This is a genomic window from Agrobacterium sp. B1(2019), from assembly GCF_008274755.1.
Lineage (GTDB): Bacteria > Pseudomonadota > Alphaproteobacteria > Rhizobiales > Rhizobiaceae > Agrobacterium > Agrobacterium salinitolerans.
Genome location: NZ_VTPB01000001.1, coordinates 2,188,107 through 2,208,676, shown reverse-complemented (window position 1 = coordinate 2,208,676; position 20,570 = coordinate 2,188,107). Strand labels below are relative to the sequence as shown.

Sequence of the window (20,570 nt, the reverse complement as noted above, 5' to 3'; positions counted from 1 at the left end):
ATTTCCCTCACTTTTCGCAAGGTCATTGCTTCAAGACAGCCCTGATCAGTGCAATTACAAATGCTCCCGATTATCCGTATTCTGCTCCGCCCGATCCCGATAAAGCGCAGCCCGCCCCAGCAGCATCAGGGAAACCGGCGTCGTCACCGTCATGAAAATGCCGATGAAGATTTCGTGGAAGGCGAAGCGGTCGCCGGAGACGGAGAAATAGATAATCGAGGCCATGACAATGCCGCCGGTGCCCCAGCTGGTGCCGAGTGTGGGCGCATGCAGGCGCTCATAGAAGCTGTTCAGTCTGGCAAAGCCGATGGTGCCGATCAGCGTCAGCGAGGCGCCGAGCAGCACGAAGAAGGCCACGGCAATGGCGGCCCAGAGGGGAAATTCGTGCGCCTCGCTCATTCGATCACCTCGCCGCGCATCAGGAATTTGGAAAGGGCGACGGTGGAGACGAAGCCGAGGATGGCGATCAGCAGCGATGCCTCGAAGTAGATGTCATTGCCGGTGCGCAGGCCGAAGGTCAGGAGAAGCAGCATGGCGTTGACATAGAGCGTATCCATGCCCAGCACCCGGTCCTGCGCGCGTGGGCCGATGGCGATGCGATAGACGGAGATCGCCATGGCGATGGCGAGCATCAGCTGCGCCAGCGAAAAGGACCAGAAAAGGATAATCGAACTCATTCGAATATCTCCATCAGCAGTTTTTCATAACGGTTCTTGATAAGGCTTATCCAGGCGGCCTCGTCCACATCGTCGAGAACGTGAAGTAGAAGCGTGCCCTGGCTGGAATTATATTCAAGCCATGCGCTTCCGGGCGTCGAGGTCAGGATCGTCGCCAAAACCGCAAGCGCCATCGGGTCGCGAATATCGAGCGGCACAGCCAGGAAGCCGGATTTGCGGTCCCTTTCGCGCTTGAACAGGATGATTTTCACGACTGAGATATTGGACCTGATGATATCGTAAAGCACGATCAGGATCAGCAGCACGAGCTTGTGCCAGTTACGGATGCGCGGCTTGGCGGGCCGTAGCGACGCCATCGCCCAGGAGGCGATGAGCGCCACGGCGGTGCCGAGCAGCAGATGACCGGGCGAAAAGCTGTTGATCGTCAACCAGAAGAAGATCAGCGAAACGGTCAGCAGCGGATAGGGGAGGATACGGCTCATCATGGCTCCGCCTCCGGATTGGTGCCCGCTCGCGGTGCGGAAATGACGCCCTGAATATAGCTCGCCGGCAGGTCGAGAATACGCGCCGTTTCCTGCATGTATCGCATCACGGGTCCTGCCTGCACGGTCATGGCGAGTGTCAGGCCGAGCAGCAGCATCACGGGGGCGATTTCGATGACGAGCACGCGCGGCACGGTGCCTTCGATGGAGGCCCAGAAGGTGCGGATGCCGGCGCGGGTCATCGAGATCAGTGAGGCGAAACCGGCAAAGACGATCAGGAAGACCAGCCACCAGGAAAGCGTCGAGACGCTGTCATTGGCGCCAAGGCCCGAAGGGTTGAGAATGGCGGTCAGCATTGAGAACTTGGCGATGAAACCCGAAAGCGGCGGCAGCCCGGCCAGAAGAATACCGCAGGCGGCAAAACACGCGCCGAGCACCGCCATGGTGGCGGGCATGGTCACGCCGACCTCTTCTTCCTCCTCTTCCTCCTCGCCCTCGCCATAGGCCTCCATGGTCACGGCAAGAACGTTCGCACCCGCATCCTGTCCGCGCTCCACGAGTTCGATCAGCATGAAGAAGGCGCTGATGGTGAGGGTGGAACTGACCATGTAATAGAGCGCGCCGGCCGCAACCGTCGGATTGCCGGTGCCCATGGCGGCGAGAAGCGTTCCTGACGAGACGAGGACCGAAAAACCGGCAAGCCTCCCCAGCGCCTGCGACGCCAGAACGCCGATAGCCCCGAAAATGATGGTGGCGATGCCGCCGACAAGCAGGGCATCATGGCCAAAGCCGGCAGATTCTCCCGCCGTCTGCCCGAAGAGCAGAAAGGACAGGCGGGCGATGACATAAATCCCGACCTTGCTCATGATGGCGAAGAGCCCGCCCACCGGGGCCGACGCCGCACCATAGGCGGAGGGCAGCCAGAAATTCAACGGCCACATGCCGGCCTTGACCAGAAAGGCGATGCCGAGGACGGCAGAGCCGGTTTCCAAGAGCATACGCTGATCGGGGTTGAGGCCCTCGATACGATGGGCGAGGTCGCCCATGTTCAGTGTGCCGGTCACGCCATAGATGAGGCTGACGCCGATCAGGAAGAACAGGGCGGCCACGAGGTTGATGGCGATGTAGTGCAGCCCTGCCTTCACGCGCTGCTGGCCGGAACCATGCAGCAGCAGGCCATAGGAAGCCGCCAGCATCACTTCGAAGAACACGAAGAGATTGAACAGGTCCCCGGTCAGGAACGCGCCGTTGACACCCATCAGCATCATCTGGAACAGCGAATGGAAATGCGCGCCCGACCTGTGCCACTTCGCCATCGAATAGATCAAGGAGGGAATGGCAAGCAGCGCCGTCAGCAGCACCATCAGGCCTGAAAGACGGTCGGCGACGAGCACGATGCCGAAGGGCGCCGGCCAGTTGCCGAGCAGATAGACGCCGCTCGAAACCACGGCGGCGATTTCGGTATTGACCGTCGAGTTCACTTCGCGGAACAGCAATATGGCGACTACCAGCAACAGCACGGTAGAGGTGAGGCTGATGGCGGCCTTCGCCACGCGCTGGCGCTCGTCGAAGAACAGCAGAAGGGCCGCGGTAATCAGCGGCAGCAGGATGGGCGCGATGACGATGTGGAAGGGGAAAGGGAAAGACATCATTTCGTCTCCCTCCCGTCCACATGGTCGGTGCCGGTGAGGCCGCGGGCGGCAAGCAGCACGACGAGGAACAATGCGGTGGTGGCGAAACCGATGACGATGGCCGTCAGCACCAGCGCCTGAGGCACGGGGTCGGCAAGCGTGGAGCTGTCGACGCCATTTACCAGCACCGGCGGCGCGTTGGTCTTGATGCCGCCGACGCCGAAGATGAAGAGATTGACGGCGTAAGACAGCAGCGAAAGCCCGACGATGACCTGATAGGTGCGCGGGCGCAGCACCAGCCAAACGCCGGAGCCGGTCATGATGCCGATGCCGATGGCGAGAATGAGTTCCATTACACGTCCTCCGCTCTTGCGGCTTCAGGCGTGCGAACGCGGTAGTTACGCAACGATTGGTGTGCCAGTGCTATCAGGATAAGAACAACGGAGCCGACGACCAGCGAGAAGACGCCGAGATCGAACAGCAGGGCGGATGCGGTTGGCATTTTGCCGATATAGGGTATCTCCGTGTACTGGAAATAGGAGGTCAGGAACGGGTAGCCGAAATACCATGAGCCGATACCCGTCGCCGCCGCCATCAAAAGGCCGAAACCCATCCAGCGCAGCGGCAGGATGCGGATGCGGTCCTCCGCCCACCGTGCGCCGCCGGCGAGATATTGCAGTAGAAAGCCGATGGCCATGGTGATGCCGGCCGCAAAGCCGCCGCCCGGCAGGTCGTGCCCGCGCATGAACAGGAAGATCGAGAAGGTGATGATGACCGGGAACATCCACTGCATCACGATCGAAGGCACATAGAGATAGTCTCGGACCGTATCGCCCTTGCTGCGGTCCGGCCGTTCGGCATCGAAGGCGTTCTGCATCTGCTGCTGTTCCGGCATGCCGACACTTTCATGGGCGGGGCGGAAACGGCGAAGCAGCGCAAAGACGGTGAGCGCGACGATGGCCAGAACCGCGATTTCGCCGAAGGTATCGAAGCCGCGGAAATCGACCAGGATGACGTTGACGACATTGGTGCCGCCGCCTTCGGTATAGGCGCGTTCGAGGAAATAGGTCGCAATCGCGTTCGGCACGGGCAACGTCATCACGGCATAGGCGATGACGGACATGCCGATGCCGCTTGCGGCCGCCAGCAGGAAGTCACGGGCGCGGCGAAGCTGCGCAGGAAACTCGTTGCTGCTGTCGACTTTCTCGAAGCGTTTCGGCAGCCATCTGAGACCAAGCAGGATGAGAACCGTGGTGACGATTTCCACCAGCAGCTGGGTGATGGCCAGATCCGGCGCGGAAAGCCACACGAAGGTGAGGCAGGTAACAAGCCCGGAAACGCCGAGCATGACGAGGGCGGCGAGGCGATGATATTTCGCCTGCCAGGCCGCACCCATGGCCGCGATCATGCCGATCAGCCAGAGAATGGCGAAGATCGGATCGAAGGTCGTGACGCGTGGCAGCGAGAGGGAGAATTCCGAAAGGAAGAGCGGCGAGAAACCGGCAAGAAGCGCCACGAGGATGAGAAGCCTGAGCTGCGGCTGCAGACGCCGCGTGCCGAGCGTGCTTTCCAGCCACCGCGCCCATTTCCAGGATACGGTGACGAGAATGCGCTCGAAGATGCGCTGTCCCCGCAAATGCCGGAAGACCGGCGGACCGTCGTCGCAGCGCGAGAAATAACCGCCGAGCAGGGCATAGATCGTAACGCCGCCGATCAGCGCCGCGATACTCATGATCAGCGGCAGGTTGAAACCGTGCCAGATCGACAGGCTGTAGACCGGCGTTTGTGCGCCGAGAACGGAAAGCACGGCCGAATGCAGGAACGGGCCGATGGAGAGGCTCGGAACGATGCCGACGATCAGGCAGGCGAAGACGAGGAATTCGATGGGGAAGCGCATCCAGCGCGGCGGCTCGTGCGGATGCGGGTTCGGCAGATCGACGGGTTTGGGGCCGAAGAAGACCGTGTGGATGAAGCGCAGCGAATAGGCGACGGCGAATGCGCCCGACAGCGTCGCGACATAGGGCAGCGCCCGATCCAGGAGCGAGTCGGCATGGGTTTCGACGGCTTCGGCAAAGAACATTTCCTTGGAAAGGAAGCCGTTGAACAGCGGCACGCCGGCCATGGCTGCGCTCGCTGCCATGGCGAGCGTCGCGGTCGCCGGCATATAAGTGTAAAGCCCGCTTAAGCGCCGCATGTCGCGGGTGCCGGTTTCATGGTCGATGATGCCGGCCGCCATGAAGAGCGAGGCCTTGAAGGTGGCGTGGTTGACCATGTGGAAGATGGCCGCAACCGCCGCAAGCGGGCTGCCGAGGCTGAGCAGCGTGGTGATGAGGCCGAGATGGCTGATGGTGGAATACGCGAGCAGTCCCTTCAGATCCTGCTGGAACATGGCGAAATAGGCGCCGAGCAGCAGGGTTATGATGCCGGCCGCACCCACCAGCCAGAACCATTCCGGCGTGCCCGCCAGCACCGGCCAGAACCGCGCCAGCAGGAAAACTCCTGCCTTCACCATGGTGGCCGAATGCAGATAGGCGGAAACGGGTGTAGGCGCCGCCATGGCGTTGGGCAGCCAGAAATGGAACGGAAACTGTGCGCTCTTGGTCAGCGCACCGCCGAGGATAAGGATAAGCGCCGGTAGATAGAGAGAATGGGCGCGGATGGTGGCCCCTGCCTCGATGATCTTGTCGAGGTCATAGCTTCCCGCCATGTGCCCGAGGATCAGCAAACCGGCCAGCAGGCTGAAGCCGCCGATCCCGGTCACGGTCAGCGCCATGCGCGCGCCGTCGCGTGCGCCGGCGTTCTGATGCCAGTATCCGATCAGCAGGAACGAAAAGATGCTGGTCATTTCCCAGAAGATCGACAGCAGGATGACGTTGCCGGAGAGCACCACGCCAATCATTGAACCCATGAAGGCGAGCAGGAAGGCGAAGAAGCGCGGGATCGGGTCTTCGGCCGACATGTAATAGCGGGCGTAGAGCACCACCAACAGGCCGATGCCGGTAATCAGCATCGTGAAAATCCAGGCAAATCCGTCCAGCCGCAGGGTAAAGTTCAGGCCGAGCTGGGGCAACCATTCCACATCATATTTAAGGACCGCGCCGCCGCTGACGCTTGTATAAAGAAAGATGCTGCTGACAAGGCCGAAAAGGGCGACTGCGCCCGCGACGGCGGCGGGACCGGCGGCCGCACCCTCGCGCGGCATGAAAGCCGTCAGGAGCGCGCCAATGAAGGGCAAGGCGACAATGAATGGAAGAATGGTTGCAAGTGTCATATGCGGCGGCGGTTTTCTCTCTGGAATGGGAGCCTACGGCGGGTTTCCGACGCCTCCGATCCCTCAAGGTTCGCGATGAACCTGATGATGCTGACCGCCGGAATGACTAGTACATAATATGCGGAGGCGCGCGTGGAACCACACTGGCAAAGTCTCGGGAAGTTTGTGGCACGATGGCAACAGCAGCGAGCGAGACTTCGGCGTCATCCCTGAGGTTTGGGGAGAATGAAGCGAACTCGCTATAACGAAGGCCCGAACCGGCGTCGCCGGTCCTGCAGCCGAAATCGTTGCCGCTATCGCAAGCTTTTTCGCGAAGAGAAACCGAACGGCCCGGATCGACGCTCTGCAATCGCTCAAGGCGGCTGGTTTTGGAAAGGGTCTTGACGCCAGCCTGGGCTTGAAAGCCGATCATGACGAGCAGGCTCGCGACCACGATACCGATCAGCACTTGCGGATGGCGCCTTGAACTGCGGCCTTTCTCCATCCGTGGCAAGTTGGCATCTCCTTGATCGTAAAGGTCTCTTTAAGCGTCACCGTTGAGCGAATATCGTGTTGATTTGTTTTAGGGGAAGCCTGACATGCTTGTCCAGCGCGCGTGCGGGAAAAAGCGCCGGCCGTGTTCGATTCATTTTTGTTTTTGTGCGTTTGCGGCAAAGTGAGGGCGCCATTGGCTAAAAGCTTTTACAAATTTTACCGTTTGACGCCGTCGCCTTTGTTTCTTAACTTTCAAGCAAGGAATTAACCATAAAGATTGATGGTATTTCGACGGCGGAATGGGGTTCTCTCCCCTTCCAGGCATGACGCCGCACTGCCGTACCGGTGCCGATCCGGTATTTTCGTTTCTTGGTTCAAGAAGGTCTGGCAAGCGTCGATGCCGCATCGTCCGCGATGGGTATGTGCGTTCAAAAATCCCCTTAGGGTGCTGGCATTCTGAACCTTGGCAAAATTGGCCGGGTTTCACCGGCCGTCATGTTGTTGGGGACGTCGGTTGGGGCAGGACTTGCCATCAGATCAAGCGCGCAGATCGGCAGGCGGAAGCCTGGCGGGACGGTTGCGTTTTGCCGGCCTCGACGAGACACAGTCCGATTTCCTGCGCAGCTATCGCAGCATGCTGGAGCCTTACGTCAAGGCCGGCCTGCGGGACGTGATGACCCGTTTCCAGTCCATGCCGGACTGTTCCCCGTCTTTCGAAAGTGAAAACCAGCTTGAGCGCCTGCACGATCTGCAATCCTCGCACTGGAGCGTTCTGACCGATGCGCGTTTCGATGCGCTCTATGCAGAGCGGGTGAAGGTTCTTTCCGACAATGCCAGCCGCATGGGGCTCGATCCGCGCTGGCAGATCGCCAGCCATGCGGTGGTTCTGGAACATCTCGTCGGCGGGCTGGTGGCCGAACATGCGCCGCGCTCTATCCTGCCCGGCAACCGCAAGAAAACCCGTGAACTGGCGGAAGCCGTCAAGAATGTCGTCCGTCTGGTGATGGTCGATACCGAAATCGCCGTCTCGCTGCGCTTTAACGAATTGCGCCTGCGCCACGGCCGCGAACTGGCGGAGCAGCGCGACAATGACCGCTCGGAAGCGGCGAGGTTGCTGGGCACGGCGCTGACGGCCTTTGCTGCGGGCGATTTGCAGGCCCGTATCGGCGGCGATGTGCCGGAAGCCTATCGCGATGTTGCGGCGTCCTTTAATGCGGCTCTGGAAACGATTGGCGCATCGCTGATCGAGGCGCAGAGCAGCATCGGCGAGGCCGAGGCGCTGGGCGCGCGGTTTGCCGATATGGGCCGCTCGATTGCCGAGCGTTCCCGCCAACAGGCCGAAGCCCTTGTTGAAACCTCCCGCGCCATTCAGACGATGATCGAAAACGTCGCTGAAAATGGCGCGCGCATATCGGCCACGGAAACGGCCGTTTCCCGCGCCCGTGAGGCGGCGGTCGAAAGCGGCCGGGCGATCGGCGAGGCCATTGACGCCATGTCGGACATCGAACAATCCGCCGAACAGATCGGCAGGATCATCGGTACGATTGACGAGATTGCTTTTCAGACCAACCTTCTCGCCCTCAATGCCGGCATCGAGGCGGCGCGGGCGGGTGAAAGCGGACGTGGTTTCGCGGTCGTCGCGCAGGAGGTCCGGGCGCTCGCCCAGCGTTCCGCCGACGCTGCAAGAGAGATCAAGAGTCTCGTCGGCACCACGAAGACGCAAGTCGAGGACGGCGTGCGCATGGTCAACCGCACGCAGGACGCAATCGGCGGCGTCGTCCGGCAGGTCTCGGGCATCAACGACATGATCGCGGAAGTCTCCCGGCATACGGCCGAGCAGGCTGGCGCACTGCAATCGGTTGCCGCCGATATTGGCGAGCAGCAAAGGCAGGCAGGCCGGAACGCCGTCGATATCAGCGCAAGCGCCTCCGAGGCCGACGCGCTTCAAACCGTCATTCTCGAACTCGGCCGCACCGTCCGCGAATTCCGCATCGCCCGTCAGGGGCAGGCGAGAGCGGCGTCCGGCGCGGACCGGCAGGACGCTTCATTTATGGCCCGTGCGGATAACCGCCCGGATTACGGCCAGGATTACCAACAATTCAGACGTCAGGGAGTCATGTAATGGCAGCCAGAAAAGCAGCTGAGGCGACGCTGAAACTGTCACCGGTGCTGGATCTCAACGAAGCATCGGCCCTGCACGGCAAGCTGATGACGCTGAGGGGAGCACCTTTGTCGGTAGACGCGTCCGAGGTGGAGCGTATCGGTGCGCTTTGCGTCCAGGTCCTCATGGCCGGCGCGAAGTCCTGGGAAGAGGATGGCAAGCCCTTCGGTTTTGCCAGGGTGTCCGATGCATTCGACAAGACGATGAAACTGATAGGCGTCGATATTGACCATTTGCTCCCCAAGGAGATGCAAAAGTGAAGAAAAAAGTTCTTACCGTGGATGATTCCCGGACGATCAGGAACATGCTCCTGGTCACCCTCAACAATGCCGGTTTCGAAACCATTCAGGCTGAAGACGGCATTGAGGGTCTCGAAGTGCTCGAGCAGAGCAACCCCGATGTTATCGTGACGGACATCAACATGCCCCGTCTGGATGGTTTCGGCTTCATCGAGGGTGTGCGTCGCAACGAAAAGTATCGTGCGATCCCGATCCTCGTCCTGACGACCGAAAGCGACGCTGAGAAAAAGAACCGCGCCCGTCAGGCCGGTGCGACGGGCTGGATCGTCAAGCCGTTCGACCCCGCGAAACTCATCGATGCCATTGAACGCGTAACCGCCTGATACGGGACATTTCACGATGGATATGAACGAAATCAAGGAAATCTTTTTCCAGGAATGCGAGGAGCAGCTCGCCGAACTGGAATCGGGGCTTCTTAAATTGAATGACGGCGATCGCGATCCGGAAACCGTCAACGCTGTTTTCCGTGCCGTTCATTCCATCAAGGGCGGGGCGGGTGCCTTCGGTCTCGATGATCTCGTGGCCTTCGCCCACGTTTTCGAAACGACCCTCGACTGTGTTCGCTCCAACAAGCTGGAGCCAGGCCCAGACGTTCTGAAAGTCATGCTGCGCTCCGCCGACGTGCTGGCGGACCTGACCAATGCGGCACGAGACGGCGGCAGCGTCGATGAAACCCGCACCCGCGGCCTCGTCAAGGAACTGGAAGCGCTGGCGAACGGCGAGACCGTGCAGGTTTCCGCGCCTGTGGCGGCGCCGGCTGCCGTCAAGGCGCCGCAACCCGTCGTACCCAAGCCGACGGATGAGAGCGGCTTCGAGCCGATCCCGTTCTCCTTCACGGACTTTGCCGACGAAACCACACCTCTGATGGAAGCGCCGTCCTTCCAGATCACCTTCAAGCCGCATGCGTCGCTTTATTCGAAGGGTAACGAGGCGGCGCTCCTCCTGCGCGATCTTTCGCGCATCGGCGAGATGAGCATTAATTGCGACCTGTCGGAACTGCCTTCGCTCGACAAGCTCGATCCTGAAACATCCTATCTCTCCTGGACGGTTTCGATCACGACCGACAAGGGCGAAGAGGGCATCCGCAGCGTCTTCGAATTCGCCGAATGGGATTGCGATCTGGAAATCGTGCCGGTTGTTTCGGACGCCGCAGACGACGCGGAAGAGCTTCCGATGATCCCGGTGCCGTTCGACCTTTCGGCCCTCGATAGCGGACCGGAAGAGCAGCCCGTTGATGAAATCGCCAAAGCGGAAACGCCTTATGTTGCCGCAGCCGTTGAAACGGCTGTCGCGACGACGCAGATCGCCCAGAGCGTCAATGCCGCCATCGAAAAGCGCGAAGCGGCGGCAGCGCCTGCCGCAGCCCAGGCGAACGCCAATGCTGCGGCCAATGCCAGCGCCGGCCAGACCATCCGCGTCGACCTCGACCGTGTCGATCGCCTGATCAACCTCGTCGGCGAGCTCGTCATCAATCAGGCCATGCTGTCGCAGAGCGTCATCGAAAACGATGCGAGCGGCACCTCCGCCGTCAATATGGGCCTCGACGAGCTGCAGCAGCTGACGCGCGAAATCCAGGACAGCGTCATGGCGATCCGCGCGCAACCGGTGAAGCCCGTCTTCCAGCGCATGTCGCGTATCGTCCGCGAAGTCGCCGACATGATCGGCAAGCAGATCCGCCTCGTCACCGAAGGTGAGAACACCGAAGTCGACAAGACGGTCATCGACAAGCTGGCCGAACCCCTGACGCATATGATCCGCAATGCCGTCGACCACGGCATCGAAACGCCGGAAAAACGCGAAGCGGCGGGCAAGAACCCGGAAGGCACCATCAAGCTTTCGGCCAAGCACCGCTCTGGCCGTATTCTCATCGAACTTCAGGATGATGGCGCCGGCATCAACCGCGAGCGCGTTCGCCAGAAAGCGATCGACAACGATCTCATTGCTGCCGATGCGAACCTGACCGATGAGGAGATCGACAATCTGATCTTCGCGCCGGGCTTCTCTACGGCGGACAAGATTTCCGATATTTCCGGCCGCGGTGTGGGCATGGATGTGGTCAAGCGTTCCATTCAGGCGCTTGGCGGCCGCATCAACATCTCATCGCGCCCCGGCTTCGGCTCGACCTTCACCATGAGCCTGCCGCTGACGCTCGCGGTTCTCGACGGCATGGTGGTGACCGTTGCCGGCCAGACGCTGGTGGTGCCGCTGACGGCAATCGTGGAAACGCTGCAGCCGGAAGCGAAAAACATTCACTCCTTCGGTTCCAACCAGCGGCTGATCTCCATCCGCAACTCCTTCTGCCCGCTGGTCGATGTCGGTCGCGTTCTGAATTTCCGCCCGACCCAGGCCGATCCAGTCGAGGGCGTCGCCCTTCTGGTGGAATCGGAAGGCGGCGGCCAGCGCGCCCTGATGGTCGACGCGATCCAGGGTCAGCGCCAGGTTGTCATCAAGTCGTTGGAAGCCAACTATACCCATGTTCCGGGCATTGCCGCCGCCACCATCCTCGGTGACGGACGCGTTGCGCTTATCCTGGATGTCGATGCCATCGTCAGCGCCTCGCGCGGACAGCCCCTGAAACAGGAAATGTCGCTCGCGGCGACGGGTTGAAAGCGGATTATCCATGGCAGCACTTAATTTCAGCGACCAGCGCCAGTCTCCCGACGAGGTTCTTGCCAGCGGCGAATACCCGCTGACGAGGCGCGACCTGTCGGAAATCGCGGCGATGATCTATGCCGATGCGGGCATTTATCTCAACGACACCAAGGCGTCGCTGGTCTACTCCCGCCTGTCGAAGCATATCCGCAATCTCGGCCTGTCGGGTTTCCGCGAATATTGCGCGCTGGTGTCCTCGCCGGATGGCGCGCAGGCGCGGCGCGAAATGCTGTCGCATCTCACGACCAATTTCACCCGCTTCTTCCGTGAGAACCATCATTTCGAACATCTGCGTGACGAGGTCCTGCCGGGTCTCATCGCCCGGGCGAAGAGCGGCGGACGTGTCCGCATCTGGTCGGCGGCCTGCTCGGACGGGCAGGAGCCCTATTCCATTGCGCTTACCGTGCTCGCCATGTTTCCGAATGCGGCGGACTACGATTTCAAGATTCTCGCAACGGATATCGACCCGAAGATTTTGGCGCAGGCCCGGGCAGGGATCTATGACGACAATGCGCTCGAGACGGTGTCTCCCGCCATGCGCAAGCAATGGTTCACGGAGGTCGATGCAGGCGGTCGCCGCAAGTTCCGCATCGATGACAAGGTCAAGCGCCTCATCACCTTCAACGAATTGAACCTGATGACGCAATGGCCCTTCAAGGGTAATTTCGACGTGATCTTCTGCCGCAACGTCGTGATCTATTTCGACGAGCCGACGCAGATGCGCATATGGTCGCGTTTCGCCGGGCTGCTGCCGGAAGGCGGTCATCTTTATATCGGGCATTCCGAACGCGTCTCCGGTGACGCCAAGAACCTGTTCGACAATACGGGCATCACCACCTACCGCTTCACTGGCAACGCTTCGGGGAGGAAGGCATGAGCGCACTCGCACGGGTACTCGTTGTCGATGATTCCCCCACCATGCGCGGCCTGATTTCGGCTGTCCTCAAGGCCGATCCGGAGGTTGAGGTGGTTGGGCAGGCCGGCAACGCCATGGAAGCGCGTGCCGCCATCAAGCAGCTCAATCCCGATGTCGTGACGCTCGATATCGAGATGCCGGAAATGAACGGGCTGGAATTTCTCGAAAAGATCATGCGCCTGCGGCCCATGCCGGTCATCATGGTCTCGTCGCTGACCCATCGCGGCGCGGATGCTTCGCTTGCCGCGCTTGAAATCGGCGCGTTCGACTGTGTCGGCAAGCCGGCGCCGGGCGATGTACGCCCTTTCGGTGATCTGGCCGACAAGGTGAAGGCCGCCGCCCGCTCACAACACGCCGCCTACCGCGCGGCGCGCCCGGACGCCGCAGCAGCGCCGCAGCCGACCCCGGTCGGTGAATATCGCGCCGGCCGCAAGGTCGTGGCCATCGGTTCCTCCACGGGCGGTGTCGAAGCGTTGATCGCCGTGCTGCAGAAGTTCCCGGCCAATTGCCCGCCGACCGTCATCACCCAGCACATGCCGCCGACCTTCACCAAGAGTTTCGCCGAACGGCTGAACCGCATCTGCGCGCCCGTGGTGGAAGAGGCGACGGACGGTGCGCGTCTGCAGACCGGCAAGATCTATCTTGCGCCAGGCGGCGAGCGCCATTTGCAGATCGCCAACCGGTCCGCACCCTGCTGCCGGCTTGTTGAGCGCGATCCCGTCAACGGCCACCGTCCTTCAGTCGACGTGTTGTTCGATTCGGTGGCCGAGCTTGCCGGTCGCAACGCCGTCGGCGTCATTCTCACAGGTATGGGCCGCGATGGCGCTGCCGGCCTGTTGAAGATGCGTCATGCCGGCGCACGCACCGTCGGCCAGAACGAAAAAACATGTGTCGTCTACGGCATGCCCCGCGTGGCCTATGAACTTGGCGCCGTGGAACAGCAACTCCCGCTGCCCTCCATAGGCGAAGAAATCCTGAAACTAACCACTGCCCGCAAAGAAGGTGCTGACTAATGTCTCTCGCAGAAAAGATCAAAGTTCTGATCGTTGACGATCAGGTGACCAGCCGGCTGCTCCTCAGCGATGCGCTGACACAGCTCGGCTTCAAGCAGATCACCGCCGCCGGTGACGGCGAGCAGGGAATGAAGATCATGGAGCAGCAGCCCCATCATCTCGTCATCTCCGATTTCAACATGCCGAAGATGGACGGTCTCGGTTTCCTGCACGCCGTCAGGGCCAACCCGACGACCAAGAAGGCCGCCTTCATCATCCTCACCGCGCAGGGCGACCGCGCGCTGGTGCAGAAGGCGGCCCAGCTCGGCGCCAACAACGTGCTGGCCAAACCCTTCACGATCGACAAGATGCGCGCCGCGATCGAGGCGGTTTTCGGATCGCTGAAATGATTGAAGCTGCGGCCAAGCGCGTACATATCATTCAGGGCGAGTACAAGGTCGTCAGCGATCCCGATGTGGTGATGACGACGATACTCGGCTCGTGCGTGGCCGCCTGTCTGAGAGATCCCGTTGCCGGCCTGGGAGGCATGAACCACTTCCTGCTGCCGGGAACGGGGAGCGTGACCGGCGGAGATGCGACGCGTTACGGCGTGCATCTCATGGAGCTTCTCATCAACGGGCTGTTGAAGAAGGGTGCGCGGCGCGACCGGCTGGAAGCCAAGGTTTTCGGCGGCGCCAAGACGATTGCCAGCTTCTCCAATGTCGGCGAGCAGAACGCCATCTTCGCCATGCAGTTTCTGAAGGACGAAGGCATTCCGGTCATAAGCTCCTCCACGGGGGGCGATCATGGTCGCAAGATCGAATTCTGGCCGGTCTCCGGTCGCGCCCGTCAACATCCGCTCAGCGGCGCGGAAACCCAGAAGACGGTTGCTCTGGAAACGCGTCCGGCGCCGGCCCCAAAGCCAGTCGCCAACGACATCGAATTTTTTTAGTCACGGAGTTTCCAATGCAGCTTGCTGAACCCACCGCCGCAACTCCGTTCGAAGAAGCCCTGCCGGATGTGCTGATGCGGGTGGTATCGGAACTGCACGATGTCGCCTATCTCATCGAGCGCATCGAACCGCAGTTGCTGGAGGTGACCAGCGGTCAATTGTCCACCGACGGCGTAAAGCTTCTGCAGGGTATCGACCTGGCCGTGCAGAAGACCCGTGGCCTTGCCGAATTCATCGATACCATCACAGGCTCCATATCCAGTGAGTGGATCGTGGATGTCAGCACCGCGCTCAGCCTCGTGAAGCTGGCCGAGATGCAAAAAGCCCTTGGCGCTGCCTACCGCCACGGCCACTCGCAGCCTCTGGATAAGGCCTCGGGCGACTTCGACCTGTTCTAGAGCAGGTCGGCGTTTCCTGCCTTCCTGCGCGGAATGCGGAGAAAGGCAACGCTCGCGCAAGCTTCGCACCCTATTGTCATTACGGGGCCAAAAGGTCTCGGACTCTATGAATGACGGTGCGGAACAGAATGAATCTGTTAAATCAAATCCCTCAGGTCTTGAAGAACGTCGCGGCGCTGGGGCAGACGCGGCTGCTGATGTTGGGTGGCGTGGGCGTTGTATCCATGGCCATTATCCTCGCGGCGGCTCTTTATGTGAACCGTCCCGCTTACGAGACCCTCTATGTGGGGCTTGAAAAGAGCGACCTCAACAAGATTAGCATTGCGCTCGCCGAGTCGGGTCTCGACTTTCAGGTGGGAACCGATGGCTCCAGTCTTCAGGTCCCCGTTGGGCTCACGTCCAAGGCGCGGCTGCTTCTGGCAGAACGCGGCCTGCCCGACAGCGCCAATGCCGGTTACGAGCTTTTCGACAATGTCGGCTCCCTTGGCCTGACCTCCTTCATGCAGGAAGTAACACGCGTTCGGGCCCTTGAGGGCGAGATCGGCCGCTCCATCCAGCAGATCGACGGCATCGCGGCTGCACGCGTCCATATCGTCATGCCTGACGTCGGTAATTTCCGCCGAGGCGAGCAGAAGCCCACCGCATCGGTGATGATTCGCGCCAGTGCCTCGGCCGGCCGCAAGGCGTCCGCATCCATCCGTCACCTCGTAGCCTCGGCGGTTCCCGGCCTTGAAGTCGACGATGTGACCCTGCTTGATTCGACAGGCCAGCTTCTGGCTTCCGGCGACGATGTCACCAATGCCGCCATGAACCGTTCGCTGACGCTGGCGCAGAACGTGCAGCAGGAAATCGAAACCAATATCGACAAGGCGCTGGCGCCTTTCCTCGGCATGGACAATTTCCGCTCCAGCGTCACGGCCCAGCTCAATACCGACAGCCGCCAGATCCAGGAAACCGTCTACGATCCGGAATCGCGCGTCGAGCGCTCCGTGCGCACGGTAAAGGAAGACCAGAAGTCCCAGGAAACGCAGCCGGACACGGCCGCGACCGTGGAACAGAACGTACCGCAGGCAGCACCCCAGGGCGGTGGCGGCGGCCCGCAGTCCTCCGACCAGTCGGCCAAGAAGGAAGAACAGACCAATTACGAGATCAATTCTAAGACGGTCGCTACGGTCAAGAACGGCTACACCGTCGAGAAGATTTCGGTCGCAGTCGTCGTCAACAAGGGCCGGATCGCCAAGATGGTCGGCGAGCCAGCCGATCAGGCGAAAATCGACGCCTATCTTGCCGAAATGCAGAAGATCGTCACCTCGGCAGCGGGCATTTCTTCCGATCGCGGCGACATGGTCACCCTGACGGCAATGGACTTCCTCGAAACGCAATTGCTGGACGAGGCCGCAACCGGACCCGGCGTCATGGAAGTGCTGAGCCGCAATTCCGCAGGTATCATCAACTCGCTCGCCTTTGTCGCCGTCGCCTTCCTTGTCGTCTGGCTCGGTGTGCGCCCCCTGGTCCGCACGGTGACCGGCAACGCTGCCGCCGCGGGTCAGCTCAGCCAGGAGGCCGCTGGTCTCGAACTGCCGGATTTCTCTCCCGGCATGGATGCGGGCGCAGGCGGTCTCATGGAAGGTTTCGGGGCGGATTTCGGCTTCGACAGCACCGACGACCTTCTGGCGGGCGGCGATGGAGAGGGCACATTCAACCGCCGGGTGCGCGAAGGGCCGGAACGCAGGCTCTCCCGCATGGTGGAAATCAGCGAGGAAAGAGCCGCCAAGATCCTGCGCAAATGGGCGGTGGAAAAAGCAGCATAATATCGAAAAGGCCGGTTTTACCCGGCCTTTTTCCGTTTTTGGGCTTTTTGCTATGCTTGGCGGGCGAGCCGTGGCAATCTCATTTCAGGACAGTGTTTACAAAAAATTCAGCAACGATACAGTTTGCTGGGAATTGGCTCAGAATGCCGTTTATGGATTGAACAGCTTTTCAGTATGTTTTTTTAGTAATAGACGAGCAGGGAAATACGTGGAAAGGCTGGTGTCAGGTAATGGCAAATCCCAGTCCGTTCCATAAAATGAAGTGATTCGGTCTCCGGGGGCTTGCCGTCCCATTTTGGTAAGTTCTCGAATGGAATGATTCCATCCCGAGGTATAATCTCCCACTGGGAGCAAGAGGGCGTAGGCGATTGAAAGTCGATGTTGATATCCGCAGGCTGTCTGCCAAGCCTATGGAGGGCATGGGTAAGCCCCTGCCGCGCGATCAGCTTGCTAAAAACGTCGCGGCCACGGCTGCTGCCGGTAACGTTGCAGGTGCGCTGGATCTGCTCGTAACCTATGCTGGCGCCTCGCACTATCTGCTGGCGCGGGATGATCTTCTCGAAGAAACCGGGCTGAAATTCATCGTCACATCGGACTGGCCTTTCGATCTGGTCCGCAGGCTTGGCGTCGAACTGGCCAACAGCCAGAACAGATCGAGCGAAATGGAGAAATGCCTTTCGCTTCTGCAGCCGCGCCTGCTCTTTCTTCCCGACGATGTTTCGATTCCCTACGGCATAGACCGGCAATATTCGGCCCTGTCTTTCTGTGTGGGCCGCATCAGGCTTTCCCTTCTGCTGCTGTTTCCCGAAGAAGCGGTGCCTTCACCGGAAAGACTGCGGGAAATCGCCCTGCTGACGGGTTATTGCGTCAGCTTCGGCATTGCCAGCGAAGCAAAGGCTGTGCGCGATATCGATCTCACGGAGCGCGAGCTCGAATGCCTGTTCTGGATCGCGGAAGGCAAGACGAGCGATGAAATTGCGATGATCCTTGGCATTTCGCGCAATACGATCAATAATTACATTACAAGCGTGATGCGTAAAACCGCGACGAAAACCCGCTCGGAGGCGATTGCCTACGCCGTGCGCAACAACCTCGTATAATGGTCGGACGGATGGTACAGACGAAAGACACTGAGGGTACAGGCCAGACGGGCATGTTTTATCGCAGCCCTGTCGTGACGAGCCGGTCGGATCTTTTTCCGAAGCTCGTGGCCATGCAGAAGCTGGTCGGCGCGCGTAATTTCGTGGTGACGAAGGCTGCCGCTTCCGGTTTCCCCAACAAGAAAAAGCTGACCTGCGAGCTGGAAAACTGGGGCATGAATGCCGCAGAGCAGAGCGCGCAGTTCATCCGCGCCGTCGGCGACATTCTTCTCGATCATATCGAGACATCGCTCCTGCCGGTCATCTGGCGCAACAAGAACGCCGGCGGTTTTGCCGACCTTCCCGATGTGCCTGCACTTCTGCGCCGCATCGAGAACGACATATTGCCTTATGCGGGGCTCGCGCTTCCGGTGCGGCTCGGCACCATTGGCAATGGTTATATCGTTTTCTGTGGCGCCAACCTCGTTCTCGACAATGAGGTCGTGATCGAACAGCACATCAAATGCTGTGAGATCATGGTAGACATGCTGGCGCTGGACGAGCGCAAGGCGGCGCCTTCCGAGGCCCTGAGCGAGAGGGAAATCGCCTGCCTGCAACTGGCGGGGGACGGCCGTATCAGCGAAGAGATCGCGGTCAAGCTCGGGCTTTCCGTGCACACCGTCAACGCCTATCTCGGTTCGGCGACGATCAAGCTCGATAGCGTCAACCGCATCCAGGCGATCGCCAAGGCCATCCGGCTCGGTTATATCCACTGATGGTGGACGGGGTCTCCGTGCCGTAAATCAGTCGTTTCGGGCCGCTCCATTGCCGTATATGGGCCGGGAGACCGGTGGTTTCCTGTATTTCGCGTTTTTTAACAGTTGCCGGCTAAAACTGTCGCAGGTTTGGCTTTGGGGAACTGTTTCATGCATAACCGCCTCTTTAAGTCCGTTGCTGGAAAGGTCGTCGCACTGACGATCGGCATGATCGCGCTCAGCGTGGCGGCAGTTGGGTTTTCGACCTACATTCGCTTGAAGGACAACATTATCACCACCGCCTTACGCGACACGCGCGGCGCGATGCGCAGCATGGCTATCCTTTACGAGATGAAAGTCGGCGGCGTCGCTCTTGAACTGGTCGAAGCTGAGTTGAAGAGTGTCGGCCGCGCCAGTATCGGGACATTGCGCGACAACGATCTCGTCGATCGCACGGCCGCAGCAAACGGAGGCATCGCCACCGTCTTTGAAACCAAGGCTGGGGATTACGTCCGTTTAACCACCAATCTGAAAAATGAAAAGGGCGAACGGGCAACTGGCACTAAACTCGCCGCCGATCACCCTGCTTTCGCGAAAGTCTCGAAAGGCGAATCCTATTTTGGTCCCGCCACACTTTTCGGCACCAACTACATGACGGGTTACATGCCCGTTCTGAACAAGACAGGCGCAACCGTTGGCATCCTGTTCGTGGGTGTTCCCATGGAAGTTTACAATGCGCAGATATACAGCCTGCGTGACCTGATGCTGATCTGTGGCGCGCTCGCCATGCTTGGCGTCGGATTGCTCGCCTATTTCGTCATCAAGCGCACACTTCAGCCGCTTGGCAAGCTGACCGATGCGGTGAAATCGCTTTCGGACGGCAATCTCGACACACAGATTCCCTACGCCGCCAACACCAATGAGTTCGGTAATATCGCCCGCGCGCTGGTAATTTTCCGCGAGAACGCGATCGAGAAACTGGCGATTGAGGGCAAGAGCGCGGAGGAACGCTCCGCAGCCGAGTCCGAACGTTCTCGCAACGATGCCGAGAAGCAGGAAATGGATAGCCAGATCGAATTTGCGGTCAGCGAGATTGCTTCCGGTCTCGGCAGGCTTTCGCGTGGCGATCTGAGCCGCACCATCGAGACGCCTTTCGCGGGCCGCCTTGATCGTCTGCGCACGGATTTCAACGAATCCCTCCTCAACCTGCGCGATGCGCTGGGGCAGATTCGCGAGCGCACGCTTATCATTCAGCATAGCGGCTTCGAAATCGAGCAGTCGTCGGTCGATCTGTCGAAGCGCACCGAAAATCAGGCCGCCTCGCTGGAAGAGACCGCCGCCGCCGTCGATGAAATCACGGTTACCGTCAGATCATCGGCCGAGCGGGCGCGGGAGGCCAATGAGGCCGTCCTCGTCACCAAACAGAGCGCCGACAGTTCCGGTTCGGTCGTCAGCAACGCCGTGGACGCCATGGGCCGCATCGAAGACGCCTCGCGCAAGATCGAGCAGATCATCGAGGTTATCGACGACATCGCCTTCCAGACCAATCTTCTTGCGCTCAATGCCGGCATCGAGGCGGCGCGTGCGGGCGAGGCGGGCAAGGGTTTTGCTGTTGTGGCCCAGGAAGTGCGCGAGCTTGCCCAGCGCTCCGCCGACGCGGCCCGCGAGATCAAGCAGCTCATCAACCAGTCGACGCATGAGGTCAGCTCCGGTTCGAAGCTGGTGCAGGAGGCGGGTACGGTTCTTTCCGCCATCAGCCAGCAGATCGTGACCGTCAGCCAGCATGTCGAAACCATCGCGACGGCAACGCAGGACCAGTCTTCCGCGCTTCACAACGTCAACAGCTCCGTCAACCAGATGGACCAGATGACGCAGCAGAATGCGGCGCTTGCCGAACAGTCGAGTGCGGCCAGCCGGGTACTGTCCGGTGAGGTGGAAGCGCTGCTCGATCTGGTGCAGCGGTTCCAGATGGAGCAGGGGTCAGTGACCGGCAAGGATCGCTACAATCGGGCGGCCTGAT

General features: G+C 60.4%; 20 protein-coding genes. 13 read left to right on the top strand and 7 right to left on the bottom strand.

Translation table 11 applies throughout. From position 1 onward, the window contains the following. Window positions 1-54: 54 nt before the first annotated feature. The 7 genes from mnhG to AGR1_RS11045 form a co-directional block, all read right to left on the bottom strand. Window positions 55-399, bottom strand: coding sequence for a monovalent cation/H(+) antiporter subunit G (gene mnhG / locus AGR1_RS11075; RefSeq protein WP_003522773.1), 345 nt, complete (start codon window positions 397-399; stop codon window positions 55-57). Then, entirely contained in the window at window positions 396-677 is a 282-nt protein-coding gene (locus tag AGR1_RS11070) for a K+/H+ antiporter subunit F (protein WP_077985397.1), read from the bottom strand. The genes mnhG and AGR1_RS11070 overlap by 4 nt, the downstream gene beginning before the upstream one ends. Next, window positions 674-1,162, bottom strand: a complete 489-nt coding sequence (locus AGR1_RS11065; RefSeq protein WP_187772116.1) for a Na+/H+ antiporter subunit E — start codon at window positions 1,160-1,162, stop codon at window positions 674-676. The genes AGR1_RS11070 and AGR1_RS11065 overlap by 4 nt, the downstream gene beginning before the upstream one ends. Next, window positions 1,159-2,811: a monovalent cation/H+ antiporter subunit D gene (locus AGR1_RS11060; protein WP_149146920.1), complete on the bottom strand. Its 1,653-nt coding sequence runs from the start codon at window positions 2,809-2,811 to the stop codon at window positions 1,159-1,161. The genes AGR1_RS11065 and AGR1_RS11060 overlap by 4 nt, the downstream gene beginning before the upstream one ends. Next, window positions 2,808-3,143, bottom strand: coding sequence for a Na+/H+ antiporter subunit C (locus AGR1_RS11055; RefSeq protein ID WP_020810384.1), 336 nt, complete (start codon window positions 3,141-3,143; stop codon window positions 2,808-2,810). The genes AGR1_RS11060 and AGR1_RS11055 overlap by 4 nt, the downstream gene beginning before the upstream one ends. After that, window positions 3,143-6,061: a monovalent cation/H+ antiporter subunit A gene (locus tag AGR1_RS11050; protein ID WP_149146919.1), complete on the bottom strand. Its 2,919-nt coding sequence runs from the start codon at window positions 6,059-6,061 to the stop codon at window positions 3,143-3,145. Before AGR1_RS11050 ends, AGR1_RS11055 begins: the two co-directional genes overlap by 1 nt. 106 nt (window positions 6,062-6,167) lie before the next feature. Then, complete coding sequence (locus AGR1_RS11045; protein WP_149146918.1) at window positions 6,168-6,545, bottom strand: hypothetical protein; 378 nt, start codon at window positions 6,543-6,545, stop codon at window positions 6,168-6,170. Between the two features lie 453 nt (window positions 6,546-6,998). Between AGR1_RS11045 and AGR1_RS11040 the strand changes: the two genes are divergently transcribed. From AGR1_RS11040 to AGR1_RS10980, 13 genes are all read left to right on the top strand, one after another. Then, entirely contained in the window at window positions 6,999-8,657 is a 1,659-nt protein-coding gene (locus AGR1_RS11040; protein ID WP_348640585.1) for a globin-coupled sensor protein, read from the top strand. After that, window positions 8,657-8,956, top strand: coding sequence for an STAS domain-containing protein (locus tag AGR1_RS11035; RefSeq protein ID WP_077985403.1), 300 nt, complete (start codon window positions 8,657-8,659; stop codon window positions 8,954-8,956). Before AGR1_RS11040 ends, AGR1_RS11035 begins: the two co-directional genes overlap by 1 nt. Next, window positions 8,953-9,318, top strand: coding sequence for a chemotaxis response regulator CheY1 (gene cheY1, locus AGR1_RS11030; protein ID WP_003493773.1), 366 nt, complete (start codon window positions 8,953-8,955; stop codon window positions 9,316-9,318). Before AGR1_RS11035 ends, cheY1 begins: the two co-directional genes overlap by 4 nt. A 16-nt stretch (window positions 9,319-9,334) precedes the next feature. Continuing rightward, a complete protein-coding gene (locus AGR1_RS11025) occupies window positions 9,335-11,602 on the top strand; it encodes a chemotaxis protein CheA (RefSeq protein ID WP_149146916.1) in 2,268 nt (755 codons plus the stop codon). 13 nt (window positions 11,603-11,615) lie between these two features. Continuing rightward, complete coding sequence (gene cheR, locus AGR1_RS11020; RefSeq protein WP_080791402.1) at window positions 11,616-12,524, top strand: protein-glutamate O-methyltransferase CheR; 909 nt, start codon at window positions 11,616-11,618, stop codon at window positions 12,522-12,524. After that, window positions 12,521-13,576, top strand: a complete 1,056-nt coding sequence (cheB, locus tag AGR1_RS11015; RefSeq protein WP_149146915.1) for a protein-glutamate O-methylesterase CheB — start codon at window positions 12,521-12,523, stop codon at window positions 13,574-13,576. The genes cheR and cheB overlap by 4 nt, the downstream gene beginning before the upstream one ends. Continuing rightward, a complete protein-coding gene (gene cheY2 / locus AGR1_RS11010) occupies window positions 13,576-13,965 on the top strand; it encodes a chemotaxis response regulator CheY2 (protein WP_003503467.1) in 390 nt (129 codons plus the stop codon). The genes cheB and cheY2 overlap by 1 nt, the downstream gene beginning before the upstream one ends. Further along, window positions 13,962-14,507 (top strand): chemoreceptor glutamine deamidase CheD, encoded by a 546-nt coding sequence (cheD, locus tag AGR1_RS11005; protein WP_080791400.1) that lies wholly within the window; start codon window positions 13,962-13,964, stop codon window positions 14,505-14,507. Before cheY2 ends, cheD begins: the two co-directional genes overlap by 4 nt. A 14-nt stretch (window positions 14,508-14,521) precedes the next feature. Further along, window positions 14,522-14,905: a hypothetical protein gene (locus tag AGR1_RS11000; RefSeq protein ID WP_080791399.1), complete on the top strand. Its 384-nt coding sequence runs from the start codon at window positions 14,522-14,524 to the stop codon at window positions 14,903-14,905. Window positions 14,906-15,033: 128 nt separating this feature from the next. After that, window positions 15,034-16,716 (top strand): flagellar basal-body MS-ring/collar protein FliF, encoded by a 1,683-nt coding sequence (fliF, locus tag AGR1_RS10995; protein ID WP_162927435.1) that lies wholly within the window; start codon window positions 15,034-15,036, stop codon window positions 16,714-16,716. A gap of 368 nt (window positions 16,717-17,084) precedes the next feature. Next, complete coding sequence (locus AGR1_RS10990) at window positions 17,085-17,816, top strand: helix-turn-helix transcriptional regulator (RefSeq protein ID WP_162927434.1); 732 nt, start codon at window positions 17,085-17,087, stop codon at window positions 17,814-17,816. A 53-nt stretch (window positions 17,817-17,869) separates the two neighbouring features. Beyond that, window positions 17,870-18,571 (top strand): helix-turn-helix transcriptional regulator, encoded by a 702-nt coding sequence (locus AGR1_RS10985; RefSeq protein ID WP_162927529.1) that lies wholly within the window; start codon window positions 17,870-17,872, stop codon window positions 18,569-18,571. Window positions 18,572-18,721: 150 nt separating this feature from the next. Then, window positions 18,722-20,569 carry a methyl-accepting chemotaxis protein gene (locus tag AGR1_RS10980; RefSeq protein ID WP_149146914.1) on the top strand — a complete coding sequence of 616 codons (1,848 nt, stop codon included), beginning with the start codon at window positions 18,722-18,724 and terminating at the stop codon, window positions 20,567-20,569. Window position 20,570 lies beyond the last annotated feature (1 nt).